Source organism: Kineosphaera limosa NBRC 100340 (genome assembly GCF_000298215.1).
Taxonomy (GTDB): Bacteria; Actinomycetota; Actinomycetes; order Actinomycetales; family Dermatophilaceae; genus Kineosphaera; species Kineosphaera limosa.
The window spans coordinates 12537-29280 of the sequence record NZ_BAHD01000033.1; the positions used below are offsets into that span (position 1 = coordinate 12537).

At 70.4% G+C, this 16744-nt stretch carries 10 protein-coding genes and 1 riboswitch; of the genes, 7 read left to right on the forward strand and 3 right to left on the reverse strand.

Translation table 11 applies throughout. The features are described 5' to 3' along the window. The first annotated feature begins 81 nt into the window (after nucleotides 1-81). From KILIM_RS10855 to KILIM_RS10875, 5 genes are all read left to right on the forward strand, one after another. Nucleotides 82-582 carry a bifunctional nuclease family protein gene (locus KILIM_RS10855; protein ID WP_006592726.1) on the forward strand — a complete coding sequence of 167 codons (501 nt, stop codon included), beginning with the start codon at nucleotides 82-84 and terminating at the stop codon, nucleotides 580-582. Between the two features lie 311 nt (nucleotides 583-893). Next, nucleotides 894-1487, forward strand: coding sequence for a MerR family transcriptional regulator (locus KILIM_RS10860; RefSeq protein ID WP_006592727.1), 594 nt, complete (start codon nucleotides 894-896; stop codon nucleotides 1485-1487). Between the two features lie 35 nt (nucleotides 1488-1522). Continuing rightward, nucleotides 1523-1668: riboswitch (glycine riboswitch) on the forward strand. 203 nt (nucleotides 1669-1871) lie between these two features. Beyond that, the gene (gene gcvP, locus KILIM_RS10865; RefSeq protein WP_051988749.1) at nucleotides 1872-4796 is read left to right on the forward strand and encodes an aminomethyl-transferring glycine dehydrogenase; all 2925 of its coding nucleotides are present in this window, start codon (nucleotides 1872-1874) and stop codon (nucleotides 4794-4796) included. A gap of 189 nt (nucleotides 4797-4985) precedes the next feature. Further along, nucleotides 4986-6491, forward strand: a complete 1506-nt coding sequence (locus KILIM_RS10870; RefSeq protein WP_006592729.1) for a glutamate-cysteine ligase family protein — start codon at nucleotides 4986-4988, stop codon at nucleotides 6489-6491. 102 nt (nucleotides 6492-6593) lie between these two features. Continuing rightward, nucleotides 6594-7823: a pyrophosphate--fructose-6-phosphate 1-phosphotransferase gene (locus KILIM_RS10875; protein WP_006592730.1), complete on the forward strand. Its 1230-nt coding sequence runs from the start codon at nucleotides 6594-6596 to the stop codon at nucleotides 7821-7823. A 123-nt stretch (nucleotides 7824-7946) separates the two neighbouring features. On the opposite strand, the gene KILIM_RS22335 is transcribed toward KILIM_RS10875, so the two are convergent. Then, nucleotides 7947-9545 carry a serine hydrolase domain-containing protein gene (locus tag KILIM_RS22335; RefSeq protein ID WP_006592731.1) on the reverse strand — a complete coding sequence of 533 codons (1599 nt, stop codon included), beginning with the start codon at nucleotides 9543-9545 and terminating at the stop codon, nucleotides 7947-7949. A gap of 106 nt (nucleotides 9546-9651) precedes the next feature. Further along, entirely contained in the window at nucleotides 9652-10242 is a 591-nt protein-coding gene (locus KILIM_RS10885; protein ID WP_006592732.1) for a helix-turn-helix domain-containing protein, read from the reverse strand. Between the two features lie 515 nt (nucleotides 10243-10757). On the opposite strand from KILIM_RS10885, the gene KILIM_RS22340 reads away from it, so the two are divergent. Then, entirely contained in the window at nucleotides 10758-12767 is a 2010-nt protein-coding gene (locus tag KILIM_RS22340; protein WP_006592733.1) for an FG-GAP-like repeat-containing protein, read from the forward strand. 190 nt (nucleotides 12768-12957) lie between these two features. Further along, nucleotides 12958-13941, forward strand: a complete 984-nt coding sequence (locus KILIM_RS10895; protein ID WP_006592734.1) for a cation diffusion facilitator family transporter — start codon at nucleotides 12958-12960, stop codon at nucleotides 13939-13941. On the opposite strand, the gene KILIM_RS10900 is transcribed toward KILIM_RS10895, so the two are convergent. Next, a complete protein-coding gene (locus KILIM_RS10900) occupies nucleotides 13925-16534 on the reverse strand; it encodes an alpha/beta fold hydrolase (RefSeq protein WP_006592735.1) in 2610 nt (869 codons plus the stop codon). The two genes, KILIM_RS10895 and KILIM_RS10900, sit on opposite strands and share 17 nt — an antisense overlap. Between the last annotated feature and the right edge of the window lie 210 nt (nucleotides 16535-16744).

Sequence of the window (16744 nt, forward strand, 5' to 3'; positions counted from 1 at the left end):
TCGACCCCGCGGCTGTCGGCGGCGTTCAAGGGCGATGGTCGTCATCCGACACCGGCCGGTCTCGCGGGGTAGCGTGGAGTAGTGCGCGATCTCGACGTTCTCGGCGTCCGCGTGGAGATGCCGACCAACCAGCCCATCGTCCTGCTGCGCGAGCGTGACGGAGACCGATACCTGCCGGTGTGGATCGGTGCCGCGGAGGCGGCGGCGATCGCCTTCGCCCAGCAGGGGGTCACCCCACCGCGCCCGCTGACCCACGATCTGCTCCGGGATGTCATCGCCGGGCTAGGGCACCAGCTCGCCGAGGTGCGCATCGTCGAACTGCGCGACAACGTGTTCTACGCCAGCCTCGTCTTCGCCGAAGGCGTGCAGGTCAGCTCCCGCACCTCCGACGCCATCGCGTTGGCGCTGCGCACGGACGTGCCGATCCGGTGCGAGGACGCTGTCATCGACGAGGCTGGTGTCGTCGTCACCGAAGACCAGGACGACGAGGTCGAACGGTTCCGTGAGTTCCTCGACCAGGTCTCGGCCGAGGACTTCGACACGCCGGGCGGTCCGAGCGAACCGGAACGACGCGAGAGCTGACGGCGCGCGCCCGCGCACTTCTTCATGCATGGGCTCGGCCCAACTGCAGCCAGACAGCGCTGAACAGGCGCTTTTCATCTAACTGTCGAGTTGAGAGTAAGGGATTTGGGGGATGCTCCTGCAGCCCTCAACCCTCGATCGAAAGCTCAGCGCGACACGCCGAAACGCGACGATGCGTCGGTGATTGACGCCCCTGGACAGGGCCCGTAGCGTCGTATATGTCACCGCAAGACTCGGTGACGATCACACCCTGTGCCACGCACCCGCCCGGAGCGACCGCCCCGGCCCAGGTCGCACCCGAGGAGGCTGACGTGAACTCCAGCGAGACCCCTACTGGGCGTCGGATCACCGGCGACCAGGGTGTGCTGTTCACCGATGACCTGCCCGACCTTGCCGACGACGAGGGCTACCGCGGCCCCATCGCCTGCCGTGCGGCCGGCATCACCTACCGCCAGCTCGACTACTGGGCGCGCACCGGCCTCGTCGAGCCGTCGATCCGCACGGCCACCGGCTCGGGCACCGCGCGGCTCTACGGTTTTCGCGACGTGCTCGTGCTCAAGGTCGTCAAGCGGCTGCTCGACACCGGGGTGTCGCTGCAGCAGATCCGCATCGCCGTCGGCCACCTGCGGGAGCGCGGGGTCGACGACCTGGCCCAGCTGACCCTCATGAGCGATGGCGCCAGCGTCTACGAGTGCACGAGCAGCGACGAGGTCATCGACCTGCTGCAGGGCGGCCAGGGCGTCTTCGGCATCGCGGTCGGTCGGGTCTGGCGCGAGGTCGAGGGCGAGCTGGCCACGCTGCCCACCGAGCGACTCGAAGCAGAGGGTGCCGCCGAGGGCACCGCCCCCGCCGGCGACTCGATGGACGAGTTGAGCGTGCGGCGTCGCAATCGCCGCATCAGCTGAGGCACCCGCCGCCAGTGATAACCTCTACCCGCTGATCACCTCGCGCGGGAGAGCCGTGCGTCGACGCGTTCCGATCCCGCTGGCCGGTCACGGTCACCCGGGGTCGGTTGCGTGGTGACGTGCGGCGCCGAAGGAGCAAACCTCCCCGGAAACTCTCAGGCACCAGGACCGCGCGAGGCAGGCACCCTTGGAGTCACACCGGCGTGGCGACAGGTGGGGAGGGCACATCGACTCGCAGACCCGGCCGTGCTGGCGTAGCGCCGATCGACACCCCGATCAGCGCGGGAGCCGCACGGGCCCGGGCCGCCCGGAGCAGGGAGCTAGCCCGTGAGCATCGACAGCCAGACCACTGACCAGCAGGACACCGACCAGCATGACCCCCGCATCGGCGCCGTACCCATCGAGCTGAACGTCGCCACCCCGTTCGTCGCTCGCCACCTGGGCCCCCGCGACGAGGACATCGCAGACATGCTCGGCGTGGTCGGCAAGGACAGCCTCGACGACCTCATCGACACCACGCTGCCGGGGGCGATCCGCTCCGGCAAGCCGTTGGCCATCGAGGCCGCCGCCAGCGAGCAGGCCGTGCTCGCCGAGCTGCGCGAGATCGCGGCCCAGAACACCGTGCTCACCTCGATGATCGGCCTCGGCTACTACGGCACCGTCATCCCCTCGGTCATCAAGCGCAACATCCTGCAGAACCCTTCCTGGTACACGGCCTACACGCCCTACCAGCCGGAGATCTCCCAGGGTCGTCTCGAGGCGCTGCTCAACTTCCAGACCGTCGTCTCCGAGCTGACCGGGCTCGACACCGCCAACTCCTCACTCCTCGACGAATCGACCGCGGCGGCCGAGGCGATGACCCTCATGCGACGGGCGAGCAAGGCGCCCAAGGGCGCGGTGCTCCTCGTCGACGAGTCGGTGTTCCCGCAGAGCCTCGGCGTGATCCGCACCCGTGCCCTGCCGATCGGCATCGAGGTCGTCGTCGCCGACATCGTCGGCGCGGGCATCGACAGTCCGGAGGCGTTGCGCGCCGCCGCCGGTGACCGCGACGTGTTCGGGGTCATGGTCCAGTACCCCGGCGCCGACGGCTACCTGCCGCCCACGGCTGAGCTGCGTGCCCTGACCGAGGCCGCGCACGAGGCCAAGGCGCTCGTCACCGCCTGCGCCGACCTGCTGGCGCTGACGCTGGCCACGCCCCCGGGGCAGTGGGGCGCCGATGTCGCGGTCGGCACGAGCCAGCGGTTCGGGGTGCCGATGGGCTTCGGGGGCCCGCACGCCGGCTACATGTGCGTGCGCTCCGGCCTCGAGCGCACGATGCCCGGGCGGCTCGTCGGCGTCAGCAAGGACGCGGCGGGGGAGCTCGGCTACCGGCTCGCCCTGCAGACCCGCGAACAGCACATCCGCCGCGAGAAGGCGACGAGCAACATCTGCACCGCGCAGGTGCTGCTGGCGGTGCTCGCCTCCATGTACGCGGTCTACCACGGGCCGGGCGGGCTGCGCCGGGTCGCGCTGCGGGTGCACGGCCTGGCCACCGCGATCGCCGACCGCCTGCGTGCGGCCGGCGTCGAGGTGCTCCATGACCGCTTCTTCGACACCCTGGCGGTGCGGGTGCCGGGGCGGGCCGAGGAGGTCGTGTCCGCGGCTCGCGAGAGCGGCATCAACCTGTGGCGCGCCGACGAGGACACCGTGTGGCTGTCCACCGACCAGCAGACCACCCCGCAGGACGCCACCGCGGTGCTGGCCGCTTTCGGCGTCGATTCGGAGCCGGTGGGGCGGGTCGACATCGAGGCCGTCGACCTGGCCTCGGAGTGGGACGGCGAGTCGGTGCGCACCGACGACTGGCTGGCTCAGCCGGTGTTCAACACCTTCCACAACGAGACGGCGATGATGCGCTACCTCAAGCGCCTCGCCGACCGCGACTACGCCCTCGACCGCGGCATGATCCCGCTGGGCTCGTGCACGATGAAGCTCAACGCGGCCACCGAGATGGACTGCATCACGTGGCCGGAGTTCGCCGACATCCACCCGTTCGTCCCGGCCGAGCAGAGCCGTGGCTACCGCCGGATGGTCGACGACCTGGAGGCCTGGCTGGGCGACCTCACCGGGTACGACGCGGTGAGCGTGCAGCCCAACTCCGGGGCCACCGGCGAGCTGGCCGCCCTCATGGCGATCCGCGCCTACCACCGCGACAACGGGCAGACCGAGCGCGACATCTGCCTCATCCCCTCCTCGGCGCACGGCACCAACGCGGCGAGCGCGGTCATGGCCGGCCTGCGGGTCGTCGTCGTGAAGTCGACGGACGACGGCTCCATCGACATGGACGACCTGCGCGCCAAGGTCGAGCAGCACGGGGACAAGCTCGCGGCGATCATGGTCACCTACCCCTCCACGCACGGGGTGTACGAGGACACGATCACCGAGCTGACCGACCTCGTGCATGCGGCCGGCGGCCAGGTCTACATCGACGGCGCCAACATGAACGCGCTCGTCGGGGTCGCCCGGCCCGGGCACTTCGGCGGCGACGCGAGCCACCTCAACCTGCACAAGACGTTCGCCATCCCGCACGGCGGCGGCGGCCCGGGAGTCGGGCCGGTCGGCGTGCGCAAGCACCTGGCCCCGTACCTGCCGAACCACCCGTTCGACCCGGCCGCCGGTCCGGAGACCAGTGACGGGCCGAGCGTCGGCGCCCCCTACGGCTCGGCCGGCGTGCTGCCGATCTCCTGGGCCTACCTGCGGCTCATGGGGGCGGCGGGCCTGACGAAGGCCACCGGGGTGGCCGTGCTCAACGCCAACTACGTCGCGGCCCGGCTGCGCGAGCACTACCCGGTGCTGTACTCCGGCAGGGACGGCATCGTGGCCCACGAGTGCATCCTCGACCTGCGCGAGCTGACCAAGCGCACGGGCGTCACCGTCGAGGACGTCGCCAAGCGGCTCATCGACTACGGCTTCCACGCCCCGACGATGAGCTTCCCGGTCGCCGGCACGCTCATGGTCGAGCCGACCGAGAGCGAGGACCGCACCGAACTGGACCGGTTCTGCGACGCGATGATCGCCATCCGGGCCGAGATCGAGGAGGTGGGCGACGGTGACGTCGACGTCGCCGACAGTGCCCTGCGCGCCGCCCCGCACACCGCGCTGTGCCTGACCCAGGAGTGGACCGCCCCGTACTCGCGCGCCCAGGCCGTGTATCCGCCCGGGGTCGACCCGCGCAGCAAGTACTGGCCGCCCGTGCGCCGCATCGACGGCGCCTACGGCGACCGCAACCTCATCTGCACCTGCCCGCCCCCCGAGGCCTTCGAACAGGCCTGATCTACCGCCGAAAGTCCCACGCTCGGGCGAGATCCATAGTTCTTTCTGGGAATCTCGACCGAAAGTGGGACTTTCGGCGGTTTGGGGTGGGTGTGTGGCGCGCCCTTACGGCCCCGGCCCGACAGAATGGCCCCACGAATCGCGGGGCGGCGACCTCGCGAGCTCACGACGCGAGAACGAGGTACAGCCATGGGCCAAGAAGTCGCCGGCAACGAGTGGTCGAACGAGCAGCGCCGCCGGTACCGCGAAAAGGTGCTGCAAAACCTCGACGTCTTCGAACGGATGCTCGTAACGAGCAGCTTCGACTCCGACGTGCCGATGACCGGCATGGAGATCGAGTTGTACCTCGTCGACGAATCACTGCAACCCAGCTACAACAACACGGCGGTGCTCGAGGCGATCGACGACTCGGCGTTCCAGACCGAGCTGGCCCAGTTCAACATCGAGTGCAATGTCGACCCCCGGGTGCTCAACGACGACGCGATGCAGGTGTTGGAGGAGGACGTGCGCTCGGCGATGAACCGGGCCCGCGAGCGCTCCCGCTCCGCCGGGTCCGACATCGTCTCGGTCGGGATCCTGCCGACGGTCACGACCGACCACTTCGAATCATCGGAGTGGATGAGCGCGAACCGCCGCTACCTGGCCCTCAACGACGCGATGATGCGGGCTCGCGGCGAAGACATGCTCATCGACATCCAGGGGCCGACGGGGGAGCGGCTGGCCCTCTACTCCGGCTCGATCGCGCCCGAATCGGCCTGCACCTCTGTGCAATTGCACCTGCAAGTCGCGCCGGGCGACTTCGCCGCCTACTGGAACGCCGCGCAGGCCCTCGTGGGGCCGCAGGTGGCGATCGCGGCCAACTCGCCGTTCTTCTGCGGTAAGGCGCTGTGGCACGAGACCCGCATCCCGCTGTTCACCCAGGCCGCCGACACTCGCCCGATCGAGCTGGCCAATCAGGGGGTACGCCCCCGCGTGACCTTCGGAGACCGCTGGATCACCTCGATCTTCGACCTCTTCGAGGACAACGTGCGCTACTACCCGTCGCTGCTGCCGGAGGTCAGCGACGAGGATCCGGTCGCCGTGCTCGAGGGCGGGCAACCGCCGGAGCTGAAGGAACTCAAGCTGCACAACGGCACGATCTACCGTTGGAACCGGCCGATCTACGACACCCACGGCGGCCGCCCCCATCTGCGGGTGGAGAACCGGGTGTTGCCGGCCGGTCCCACGGTCGCCGACACGATGGCGAACAGCGCGTTCTACTACGGCGCACTGCACACCTTTGCCACCGAGGACCGCCCGGTGTGGACGCAGATGAGCTTCTCGGCCGCGGAGACCAACTTCCGGCACGGGGCCCGCGACGGCATGTTCGGGCGCATGTACTGGCCGGGCTTCAACGCGATCAGCCCCGACGAGCTCATGCTGCGGCACCTGCTGCCGGCGGCCGCCGACGGTCTGGCGGCCCTGGGCGTCGGCGGGCAGGTCGTCGACCACTACCTCGGCATCATCGAGGGCCGCTGCCTGACCCGGCAGAACGGGGCCACCTGGCAGCTCGACGCGGTCCGCCGTTTCGAGGACGCCGGCGACGACCGCTACACAGCCTTGACCAGGATGCTCGCCGCCTACATCGAGCGCATGCACGCCAACGAGCCGGTCCACACCTGGACCTTCCCCGACGCGGGGGAGTCAGACCGATGATCGGTCAGCTCAGCCGGGACTGATCACCTCGCCGCCAGCCGACCGGCCCGCTCGCTAGGCTGGCGGCGACCCATGCTGTCCTCAAGTTTCGGAGCTGATGTCATGTCTGTTCGTCGTGTGGCCCTGCTCACCGCCGGTGGTTACGCCCCCTGCCTGTCCTCCGCCATCGGTGGACTCATCGAGCGCTACACCGAGCTCGCCCCGCAGGTCGAGATCATCGCCTACAAGCACGGCTACCAGGGCCTGCTGACCGGCGATTACCTGACCGTCACCGACACCGTGCGCCAGAACGCGGCGTTGCTGCACGAGTACGGCGGCTCGCCGGTCGGCAACTCGCGGGTCAAGCTGACGAACACCAAGGACCTCGTCAAGCGCGGCCTGGTGCCCGAGGGTGTCGACCCGCTGGAGTTCGCCGCCAAGCGCCTCACCGACGACGACGTCGACGTGCTGCACACGATCGGCGGCGACGACACCAACACGACCGCGGCCGACCTGGCCAAGCACGTCGAGGACGCCGGCCACCCGCTCGTCGTCGTCGGCCTGCCGAAGACGATCGACAACGACATCGTGCCGATCCGCCAGTCCCTGGGCGCCGACACCGCCGCCGAGCAGGGCTCGGTCTTCGCGCAGAACATCTTGGCCGAGCACAATTCCGGCTCCCGGATGCTCATCGTGCACGAGGTCATGGGCCGCGCCTGCGGCTGGCTGACCGCCGCTACCGCTCGCAAGTATCGCGAGTGGCTCGACGGCCGTCAGTGGCTGCCGGAGATCGGGCTGTCCAAGGAGGCCTGGGACGTGCACGGCGTCTACGTGCCGGAGGCCGAGCTGGATGTCGAGGCGGAGGCGCAGCGCCTGCGCAAGGTCATGGACGAGATCGGGTGCGTGTCGCTGTTCGTCTCCGAGGGCGCCGGGGTGCCCGAGATCGTCGCGGCGATGGAGGCTGCCGGCGAGGAGGTGCCGCGGGACGCGTTCGGGCACGTGCGCCTCAACGAGATCAACCCGGGTCAGTGGTTCGCCAAGCAGTTCGCCGACAAGATCGGCGCCGAGAAGGTCAACGTGCAGAAGTCGGGCTACTTCGCCCGCTCCGCCGCGGCGAACGAGTACGACCTGGGCCTCATCAAGGCGATGACCGACCTGGCCGTCGACAAGGCGTTGGCCGGCGAGCCGGGGGTCATCGGCAACGACGAGGAGCGCGACGACGAACTGCGCGCCATCGAGTTCGAGCGGATCGCCGGGCACAAGGCGTTCGACATCACCCAGGACTGGTTCACGCAGCTGCTCGCGGACATCGGCCAGCCGGCCCCCAAGCCCGCCAAGGGCGAGGACCACTGAATCCAGGTTTACGAGTACCGCTGAACCACGCTCGAATCAAACCCGCGTAGGGGCCCGCTGTTCGGCGGGCCCCTACGCGGGTGCCAGCTGAGGTCGGCCGTTAGGCCGCCAGGAGGCGCCGGGTCACCACAGCACCCAGGCCAGGGCCACGAGCAGGATCAGGCTGATGGCCAGCGACACGAAGGCGCTGATCCGGCCCTTCTCTGGCAGGTTGGGGGAGCGGGCGGCGAGCAGTCCGGCACAGACGATGGCTCCACCGAGTCCTCCGGCGAGCGCGCCCAAGGCCCACGCCGGCACTGCAGCCCACGGCCCGGCGACCAGCACGAGCACCAACCCGATCAGCGCGTCGATGGATGCCGTGGCGAGCCCGATGCGGGTGCGCTGTCGCGGCCGCAACAGCCGAACGAGCAGCACCAGCAGCGTGATCGGGGCGACGATGAGGCTGACGAGTCCGAGTGGCCCCAGTCCCGGCCCGGGCACGTCGCCGGCGTCGGTCGCCAGGGCCATGCCCAGGGAATCCACGAGCCGGTCGTCCGTGGTGGCCAGCGCGATGCCGGCGCGGCCCGCGTCCCGATCCAGGGCCAGTATGGTGTGGGTGCCGCCCGTGCCGCCGTTGTGCCAGGTGATCGTGCGTCCGTCCCGTTCACTGATCGCCCAGCCGAGGCCGCCCGTGGCGGTGCCGTCGGGGCCGGGGCGCGGCGTCATCGAGTCTGCGCCGGGGGCGCTGCCGTCCAGGAGGGCGCTCGCGAGCTTGGTCAGGTCTGCGGCGGTGGTGCGGGTCGAGGTGCCTGCCCAGGCGAACGCCGCGCCGGTCCACGGCGCCATGACGCGACCGTTGACGGTGCGGGGCGTCGCCAGACCGGCCGGCTCGGCGCCGGCGGCGGGAACGATGGTCGTCGACTCCATGCCCAGGGGGGTGAGCAGCCGGTTCGTCAGCAACTCGGCGTACGAGCCAGAGCCGGCGGCGCGGGCCAGCGCGTCGCCCAGCAGGGCCGTCCCGAAGTTGGAGTACTCCTCCTGGCCCCCCTGCGTGAGGGTCGCGGTGGCTGCGGCGTCGATCACGCCCTCGGTGGTCCAGCCCTCGTACGGGTTGCCGGGCGCGAAGGAGGAGCCCAACCCCGCCAGACCCGTCATGTCCGCGGGCAGTCGCGGCAGGCCGCTGGTGTGCATCGCGAGGGCTTCGAGGGTGACGCCACCGGCGGGCGTCCCGGCCAACTCGGGCAGGTGCTGCGAGAGGGGATCGGTCAGCGCGGCCTCGCCCCGCTCGACGGCGTCGGCGAGCAGCATCCCGGTGAACACCTTGGTGATCGACCCCAGTTCGAAGGGCGTATCGGAGGTCGGTGGATCGCCGGCCGCCCGCGGGTCGCCGCCGACATCGCCGAACCCGGCGTACCGGGCGGTGCCCTCTGGAGCCTCTCCTGCTTCGACGCGAGCGGCGGAGAGGGCGCTCAGCCCGCGGCCGTCTCCGACCAGGCTTTCGACCTGCGCGATGAGCGCAGGATCGCCGGTCTGCCGTTCGGCCCCGTGCCCCAGTCTGGGGTTCGGCCCGACGAAGACGGCGAGGGCGGCACCGACCGCTACGGCGACCGCGAGCACGAAGGCCAGCGTGCGCCGGGTCGACCCGGCCGGCCTGGTCGGGTCGGTCAGGTGCCCGGTGGTCGCCTCTGTGGTCGCCTCAGTGGTCGACTCGGTGGAGGTCGGGTTGGTCTCTGGTGTGGGCATAACGAGGCTCCTATCGCAGGTCTGATCGGAGGCAGGGGACGTGGGAGTCAGGGGCACAGGGGGGCCAGGGGACAGGACTAGGTTCTGGCGGGTCGCTCACCGTCGCTCACTCGGTGGCGGCGGCAACGATGAGCAGCAGGGGCACGACGCGCTGCGCCGGTACGGCGTAGCGGCCGCGGCTCACGGAGGTGAGCCAGCCCGCGGCGACGAGTTGGCGCAGGTGGTGGTGCAGCTGCCCGGTCGTGCCGAGTTCGTCGTCCTGCGCCATCGCCGCGGTGGTCTCGGTGCCCGTGAGCACGAGCTGCAGCAGCCGCAGTCGCACCGGGTGGGAGAGCGCATCGAGCCGGGCGGCGCCCTGGTGCCAGTCCGACTCCACTAGCGCATCCGGGTCGAAGCTGCGCTGCCAACGCACGGGCCCATGGGGCAGTTGCAGATGTCCGGCGTAGTCGAGAGCGCCGTCCGGACGGCGCCGCAGCACCTCCTGCAACAGCCAGAACGGATCGTCGTGGGGCGCTCCGCCCGCCGTCTCGCCCGCCGTCTCGACAGCTGTCTCGACAGCTGTCTCGGCGCTCGGGATGGCCGGGACATCCGGGGTGGCGATGGCGGACGCGACCGGCGCGCCGGCCCGCTCCACCCGCGCGGTAAGGCGGGCCACCGCTTCTTCCAGAGCCGCCAGCCGCTCGCTCGTCGATGTCATAACTCCATAATTACGTACTTACGTATCTATGGCAAGAACGTGGACCTGAGAGCGCCGGGTTGCCCGGCCACGCGCGCTCCGATCCCTGACGCGACCCACTGGGCGGCCGCTGACCGATGCCTGATCTACACCTGCTCGAGACCTGCCTGTGCCCTGTCCGTGCCCTGTTCGTGACCTGCTCGCGCCCTGGTGAGTTGCTCACCAAGGGCAGGGAATGACCGCACCGCCCCTCGTAAATTCGGGGGTGAGTGCAACTCCACAGAAACCATGAATTGCGAGCTATTCCGTGTGTTTTGAACCGGATTGGCGACCCGGGGCTCGATTGAATCGACAACTTTTCCCTTAGTTCCGCGCATTGAGCGCCGATGTTCTCCCACGAGCGTCCACGGGCGGAGTTCGTCCGGGATGGTCTGTGCCCGGGACCAGGCGCGGACCCAGATTCGCGGACGCCTCGGGGGGCCGGCGCGCGCAGGACCGAGCGTGCGCGACAACGCCTACAGGGAGTGCATTCAACCGTGCGGATTCGCCATCTGGCCGGTGTCGTCGCCACGCTCGTGGTAACACCGGCTCTGACCGTCCTGCCCGCTGCGCCGCCATCGGCAACTGCCGACAGCGCGCCCGTCCCCACCTCCGAACGGCGGGTCGACCTCGTCGATCCCGGCAACGCCAAGGCCGACGACGCCGACAAGACGTCCGCGGCCGATGTCGCCCTAGCCAGGGCGCAGGCGACCCGTACGACCGACGCCAAGAATGGCGTCGCACCGCCACCGGCCCAACCGGTCGATCCGGCCGCCCTTCCCGAGCCGCAGGTGCTCGAGGTCTCCACCCCCCAGGACGTGCCCAGCGACCTCGCCGTGGCCGGCGTCACCTACGGCACCACGCCCGCCGCCGGCACCGTCGTGCAGTACCGCACCAAGCGGGCCGACGCGCCATGGCAGGCCTGGCAGGGCATCGACTCCGACTCGGTCACCGCGGATGCCGCGACCGGCGACGGCCAGCGCGCCGGCGGCTCGGACCCGATCGTCCTCATCGACGTCAGCCAGGTGCAGGTGCGCGTCCTCGGTCGAGCCGGCAGTCCGACCACCGACGCCAAGCTGTCGATCATCGATCCGGGCTCCGCCGCCCAGGACGCGCAGGTCGGCGCACCGCAGGCCGGCGCCGCCCACGCGGCGCAGCGGCGACCCGCGATCTTCACCCGTGCCCAGTGGGGTGCCAACGAGTCGTGGCGCAAGGGCTCGCCCTCGTACACGCAGGTGCGCGGCGTCATCGTGCACCACACCGCGGGTACCAACAACTACACCCAGGCTCAGGTGCCCGCCATCATGCGCGGCATCTACGCGTTCCACACCAAGGACCGCGGCTGGAGCGACGTCGCCTACAACGTGTTGATCGACAAGTGGGGCCGGATGTGGGAGGGCCGCGCCGGCGGACTGGACCGCGGCGTCATGGGCGCGCACGCCTCCGGGTGGAACACCAACACGATGGGCGTCGGAGTGCTCGGCGACTACGACAAGGTCGCGATCCCCGGCGCCGCCGTCAACGCGGTCTCCCGGGTCATCGCCTGGAAGGCCGGGGTGCACGGCTTCTCGCCCAACGGCCGCGCGACGATCAACGGCCGGTCGGTACCGACCATCCAGGCCCACCGCGACGTCGGCAACACCACCTGCCCCGGCCGCTACATGTACGCCCAGATGGGCAACATTCGGCGCACCGCAGCGCAACTCGCCGGGAACGGCACATCCACAGCCCCGCCGGCACCCAACAACCCCGAGCCGGTGACGAGCCCCAGCGGCGGAATCCGCGGCAACGACGTGCTCATGCGCAGCACCGCGAACACGTTGTTCCGCACCAGCCCCATCGGTGCCACGGGCATGTCCTTCGCGGCCCGTGTCTCCGGCGTCGACTGGTCGCAGTACGACAAGGTCGTCTCGACCGGTGACCTGACCGGTGACGGCATCGGCGACGTGCTGGCCCGCACCAGCTCCGGCGGGCGGCTGCACCTGTACCCGGGCACCCCCTCCGGGCAGCTCGCTGACATGCGAGACCTCGGCGCGGGCTGGGGCGGCATGAACGCCATCACCGGCGGCGCCGACTACACCGGCGACGGCCGGGCCGACATTCTTGCGGTCGTGGCCCGCACCGGCGAGCTGTTCATCTACGCCGGCAACGGCAGCGGCGGCTTCGACAACCGGCACTCGCTGGGCACCGGCTGGGGTCACATGCGCGACGTCGCGGCCGTCGGCGACTGGGACGGCGATGGGCGTGCCGACATCATGGGTGTGCTGCGCGACGGCACCGCATTCGTCTACCCGGGCAACGGCCGGGGTGGCTGGCGCGGCGGACGCACGCAGATCGCCACGAACTTCAGCGCGTGGCCCACGATCGTCGGGCTGCCGGGCTCACGAGCGGTCTTCGGCGTCGACGCCAGCGGCAACGGCTTCATGATCCGCAGGCACGGCACCAGCACCGTGCGCTCGACGCCGGTCGCGCCCAACTTCCGCGGCCTGCACGTCTTCGCCAGCTGAGTCACGACGCTCACCCGCGCAGCCGACGTCCGCGGCTGCCTCCCATACACCGCCTGTCGGTCGCTGCAGCACCGGCGGCCGACAGGCGGCGTTCGTCTCGAGCCAGATTCGTTGCGTCCGTTTATTGACACGCGCGGCTCACCTGGTGACACGGGACACCGTCGGGTGCGCCATGGCGGAAAATGGAGGCGTGCCATCGTCCAACCCTCCGACTCCGAACGCTTCGACGCCCTCGGGCCCCGCGCCGACGAGCAAACACCCCGCCCGCCGCGACCTGACGCCCTACGCGTGGCTGTCGATCGCCACGGCCATCACGACGATCTCGCTGAAGACCGGAGCCTGGGTGCTCACCGGCTCGGTGGGTCTGCTCTCGGATGCCGCGGAGTCGGTCGTCAACCTCGTCGCCGCCGTCGTCGCGCTCATCGCCTTGAAGGTCGCCGCCCGGCCGGCCGACAAGTCGCACCACTTCGGACATACGAAGGCCGAGTACTTCTCCGCGGCCGTCGAGGGCGTCATGATCTTCGTCGCCGCGGTCTTCATCCTCATCACCTCGGTCGAACGGTTCATCAACCCGGCGCCGCTGGAGAACGTGGGCCTGGGTCTGGTCATCGTGGTCATCGCCTCGGTGCTCAACGGGGTCGTGGCCGCGGTGCTGCTGCGGGCCGGCAAGCAGCATCGCTCGGCGACGCTGGTGGCCGACGGCAAACACCTGCTCACCGACGTGTGGACCTCCGCGGGCGTCGTGCTCGGAGTCGCCCTCGTCGCCCTCACCGGCTGGGAGCGGCTGGACCCCCTGATCGCCTTCGCGGTCGGCGTCAACATCATCGTCACCGGATGGAAGTTGCTCGCGGAGTCCGTCGCCGGGCTCATGGACGTCTCCTGGTCCAAGGAGGAGAACGCCAAGCTGGCGCGGCTCGTGCGGGCGCACATCAACGACGACGTCAACGTGCACGCCCTGCGCACCCGCGAGGCCGGCCACCTGCGCTACGTCGAGATGCACGTGTTGGTGCCCGGCAGCTGGACGGTGCTGGAAGGCCACGACGTCGTCGAGGAGATCGAGCAGGCGATCATGAACGAGTTCGAGGGGTGCCGCGTGAGCATCCACCTAGAGCCGCGCGAAGACCCGCGGGCCTACGGCGACTACGACCACGAAGTCGTCATTCCTGGGGACTGAGCTCCGCCGCCTCGAGCTCCCGCGCCAGCACGTCGGCCACCTCGTACACCCACGGCGGCCGGATCATCGTGTAGTGATCACCGGTCACCTCGATGCGTTCCCACTGGCCGCACAGGTAGCGATCCCAGTTGTCGCGCTGCTCCTTCTCCGGTGATTGAGCCAGGAAGACGATGCTCTTGCCGGGGTAGGGGCGGCCGCGGTATCGCTTGGCCAGCGCCTTGCTCTGCTCGAACAGCCGCCCGTTGCCGGATCCGCCGGGCGTGCTGCGCAACGTGGTGTAGTGCAGCATGAGCCGGCGCCGGGCCCGCAGCAGGGCCGAGCCCTCGGGTGCCGGGTGCAGCTCCGGGTCGGGCGGGAACGAATCCAACAGGGCCAGCAGGGCGACCTCGTGCCCGGCGTCGCGCAGCTGGTGGGCCATCTCGAAGGCGAGGATGCCGCCGAAGGAGTGGCCCGCCAGGTGGTAGGGACCCTGCGGCTGCACCTGCCGCAGACGCTCGATGTTGTCGGCTGCCATCTGTCGCACCGAGCGCTCGGGCCAGCCGCGGCCCTCGATGACGGGGGACTGCAGCGCGTAGGCGGGTCGATCTTTGCCGAGCCGACGCGAGAGGCCGACGAACGCGATGCCGAGCCCACCGGCTCCGGCCATGATGAACAGCGGCTCCTTGTCGCCCTCGGTGTTCAGCGGGACCAGCGCCCCGTTGACCCCCGAGCCGGACTCCTGCAGCGTGGCGGCGAAATCGCGTAGCACGGGCGCCTGGGCGAGCACCCCGCTGTGCACCCGCTCGCTGGGGATGTTCAGTTCTTGGCTGATGCGGGTCATCAGCTCCTCGGTGGCCAACGAATCGCCGCCCAGGGCGAAGAAGTCGTCGTCGGCGCCGACGTGGTCGACGTCGAGCACCTGGGCCCAGATCATCGCCACGAGCTGCTCGAAGTACGACAGCGAGCCGTCCTCCTCGACGCGGGCCGCGGCGGGCGGCTCGGGCAGGGCGGCGCGATCGATCTTGCCGCGCTCGCTGCGGGGCAGGGCCTCGAGAAACACGAGTCCCTCGGGCACCATGTGCGCGGGCAGAGCCCGGCGCAACTCGGCGCGCAGCGCTCCGGCGTCCGGCGGCCCGTCGGTGCCCACGATGTAGGCGACGAGCCGGGTGCCACCGGTCTGGCGCGGCACGCCGACGACGACCGCCTCGCGGACCGCGGGCAACGCGAACAGGGCCGCGTCCACCTCCGCGGGGTCGACGAGGTAGCCGCGCACCTTGACGCTGTGGTCGGCGCGGCCGACGAGCTGCATCGAGCTATCGGGCAGGAAGCGGCCGAGGTCGCTGGTGCGGTAGGTGCGGGTGCCGTCGGGATTGTCGCGGAAGGAGTCACCCGTCTCGTTGGGCATGCCCCAATAGCCGAGGGCGACATCGGGCGCGGTGACGGTGATCTGACCCGTCGCGCCGGGTTCGACGGACACCTCGATGCCGCCGGCGGCGGTGGTGGCCACCAGGTCGATGACCGTGCGGCCCACGCCCCGACCCACCGGTAGCGGCCCGTCGATGGCTGGGGCGTCGGGGGTGATGACGTACTCGCTGATGAGCCCCGTCTCCGAGGAGCCGTAGCGGTTACGCAGCACGCAGGTCGGCGGCAGCAGCGGACGCAAGGCGTCGGCGTCGCGCCCATAGGCGGCCTCGCCGGCGATCGTCACCGAGGTCAGGCTGCGCAGCGCCGCCCGGTCGGGTTGGCTCGAGCAGAACGCGCGCAGGATCGCTGGGCTCGTGATCATCACCGTGCACCCGTACTCGGCGATGAAGGCCGGCAGGTTGGCGATGCCGCGGCTGCGGGAGTCGTACAGGCGCATGCAGGCACCGACGAGCAGGCCGTGGATCGTCGTCGTCAGGCCGGCGTGGAAGGCGATGGGCAGGGTGTGCGCAATGACACCGGTGCTGTCGTAGCAGCCGGTGGCGATCGAACTGTTCCACGCGTCGCGCACGAACAGCCGGTGGTCGTTGGCGACCGGTTTGGGCTGCCCGGTCGAGCCCGAGGTGAAGGCCAACGCCGCCACCTGGGTCGGCTCCGGCGGGTTCTGCCACAGCAGGTCGACCGGGGTGCTCTCGTCCGCGTCGCGCAGCGGCACCGTGACGGTGGCGCCGAGGTCGGCGGCCAAGGCCTCGTTGGCCTCGTCGGCGCAGATCAGCGTGACGCCGGAGCGCTCGACGAGCGTGCGCAGGCGTGGTGCGGGCGAGCGCGGGTCGAGCACCAGCACCGGGTGCCCGGAGGCGAGCACGGCAACGAGGGTGGCCACGGCACCCACGGTGTGCCCGTACAGCATGCCGACGGGCTGGTCGGCGGGCAGGTCGGCCGCCGCCCGGCGCAGGCCGGCCAACGCTGCCGCGCTACGTTGCGCCAGTTGGGCGAACGTGAGGTCTTCGACCTCGTCGCTGACGGCAACTCGGTCTCCGATCGACTCGACGACCGTGCGCAGGCGCGGCAGGATGCCGGCGGCGACCTCGTCCTCGGTCAGCTCGGCGAACCGCCGGCCATGTCGAAGGTGGACATTCGTGGGCCCCGGATCGCCGGCGCTGGCAGGCGCCGTGCTGGGTGACACGCTCATGACGGGATCCCCTATTCCCCTCAGGTGGCAATACGGCACTTGTTGCCGCGCAATTTAGGCAAGGCTAACCAGTTGGCAGTCTCATGTGGGTTCGGTCACGTCTTGACAGTGATCACGCACCCCCGGCGGCCACCATACGCCCGCGGCGGGCGTGGTCGTCGGGTCCCTCGGACCGCGTTCTTCGCCTCCACCCCCCGCCGTTTATGAATA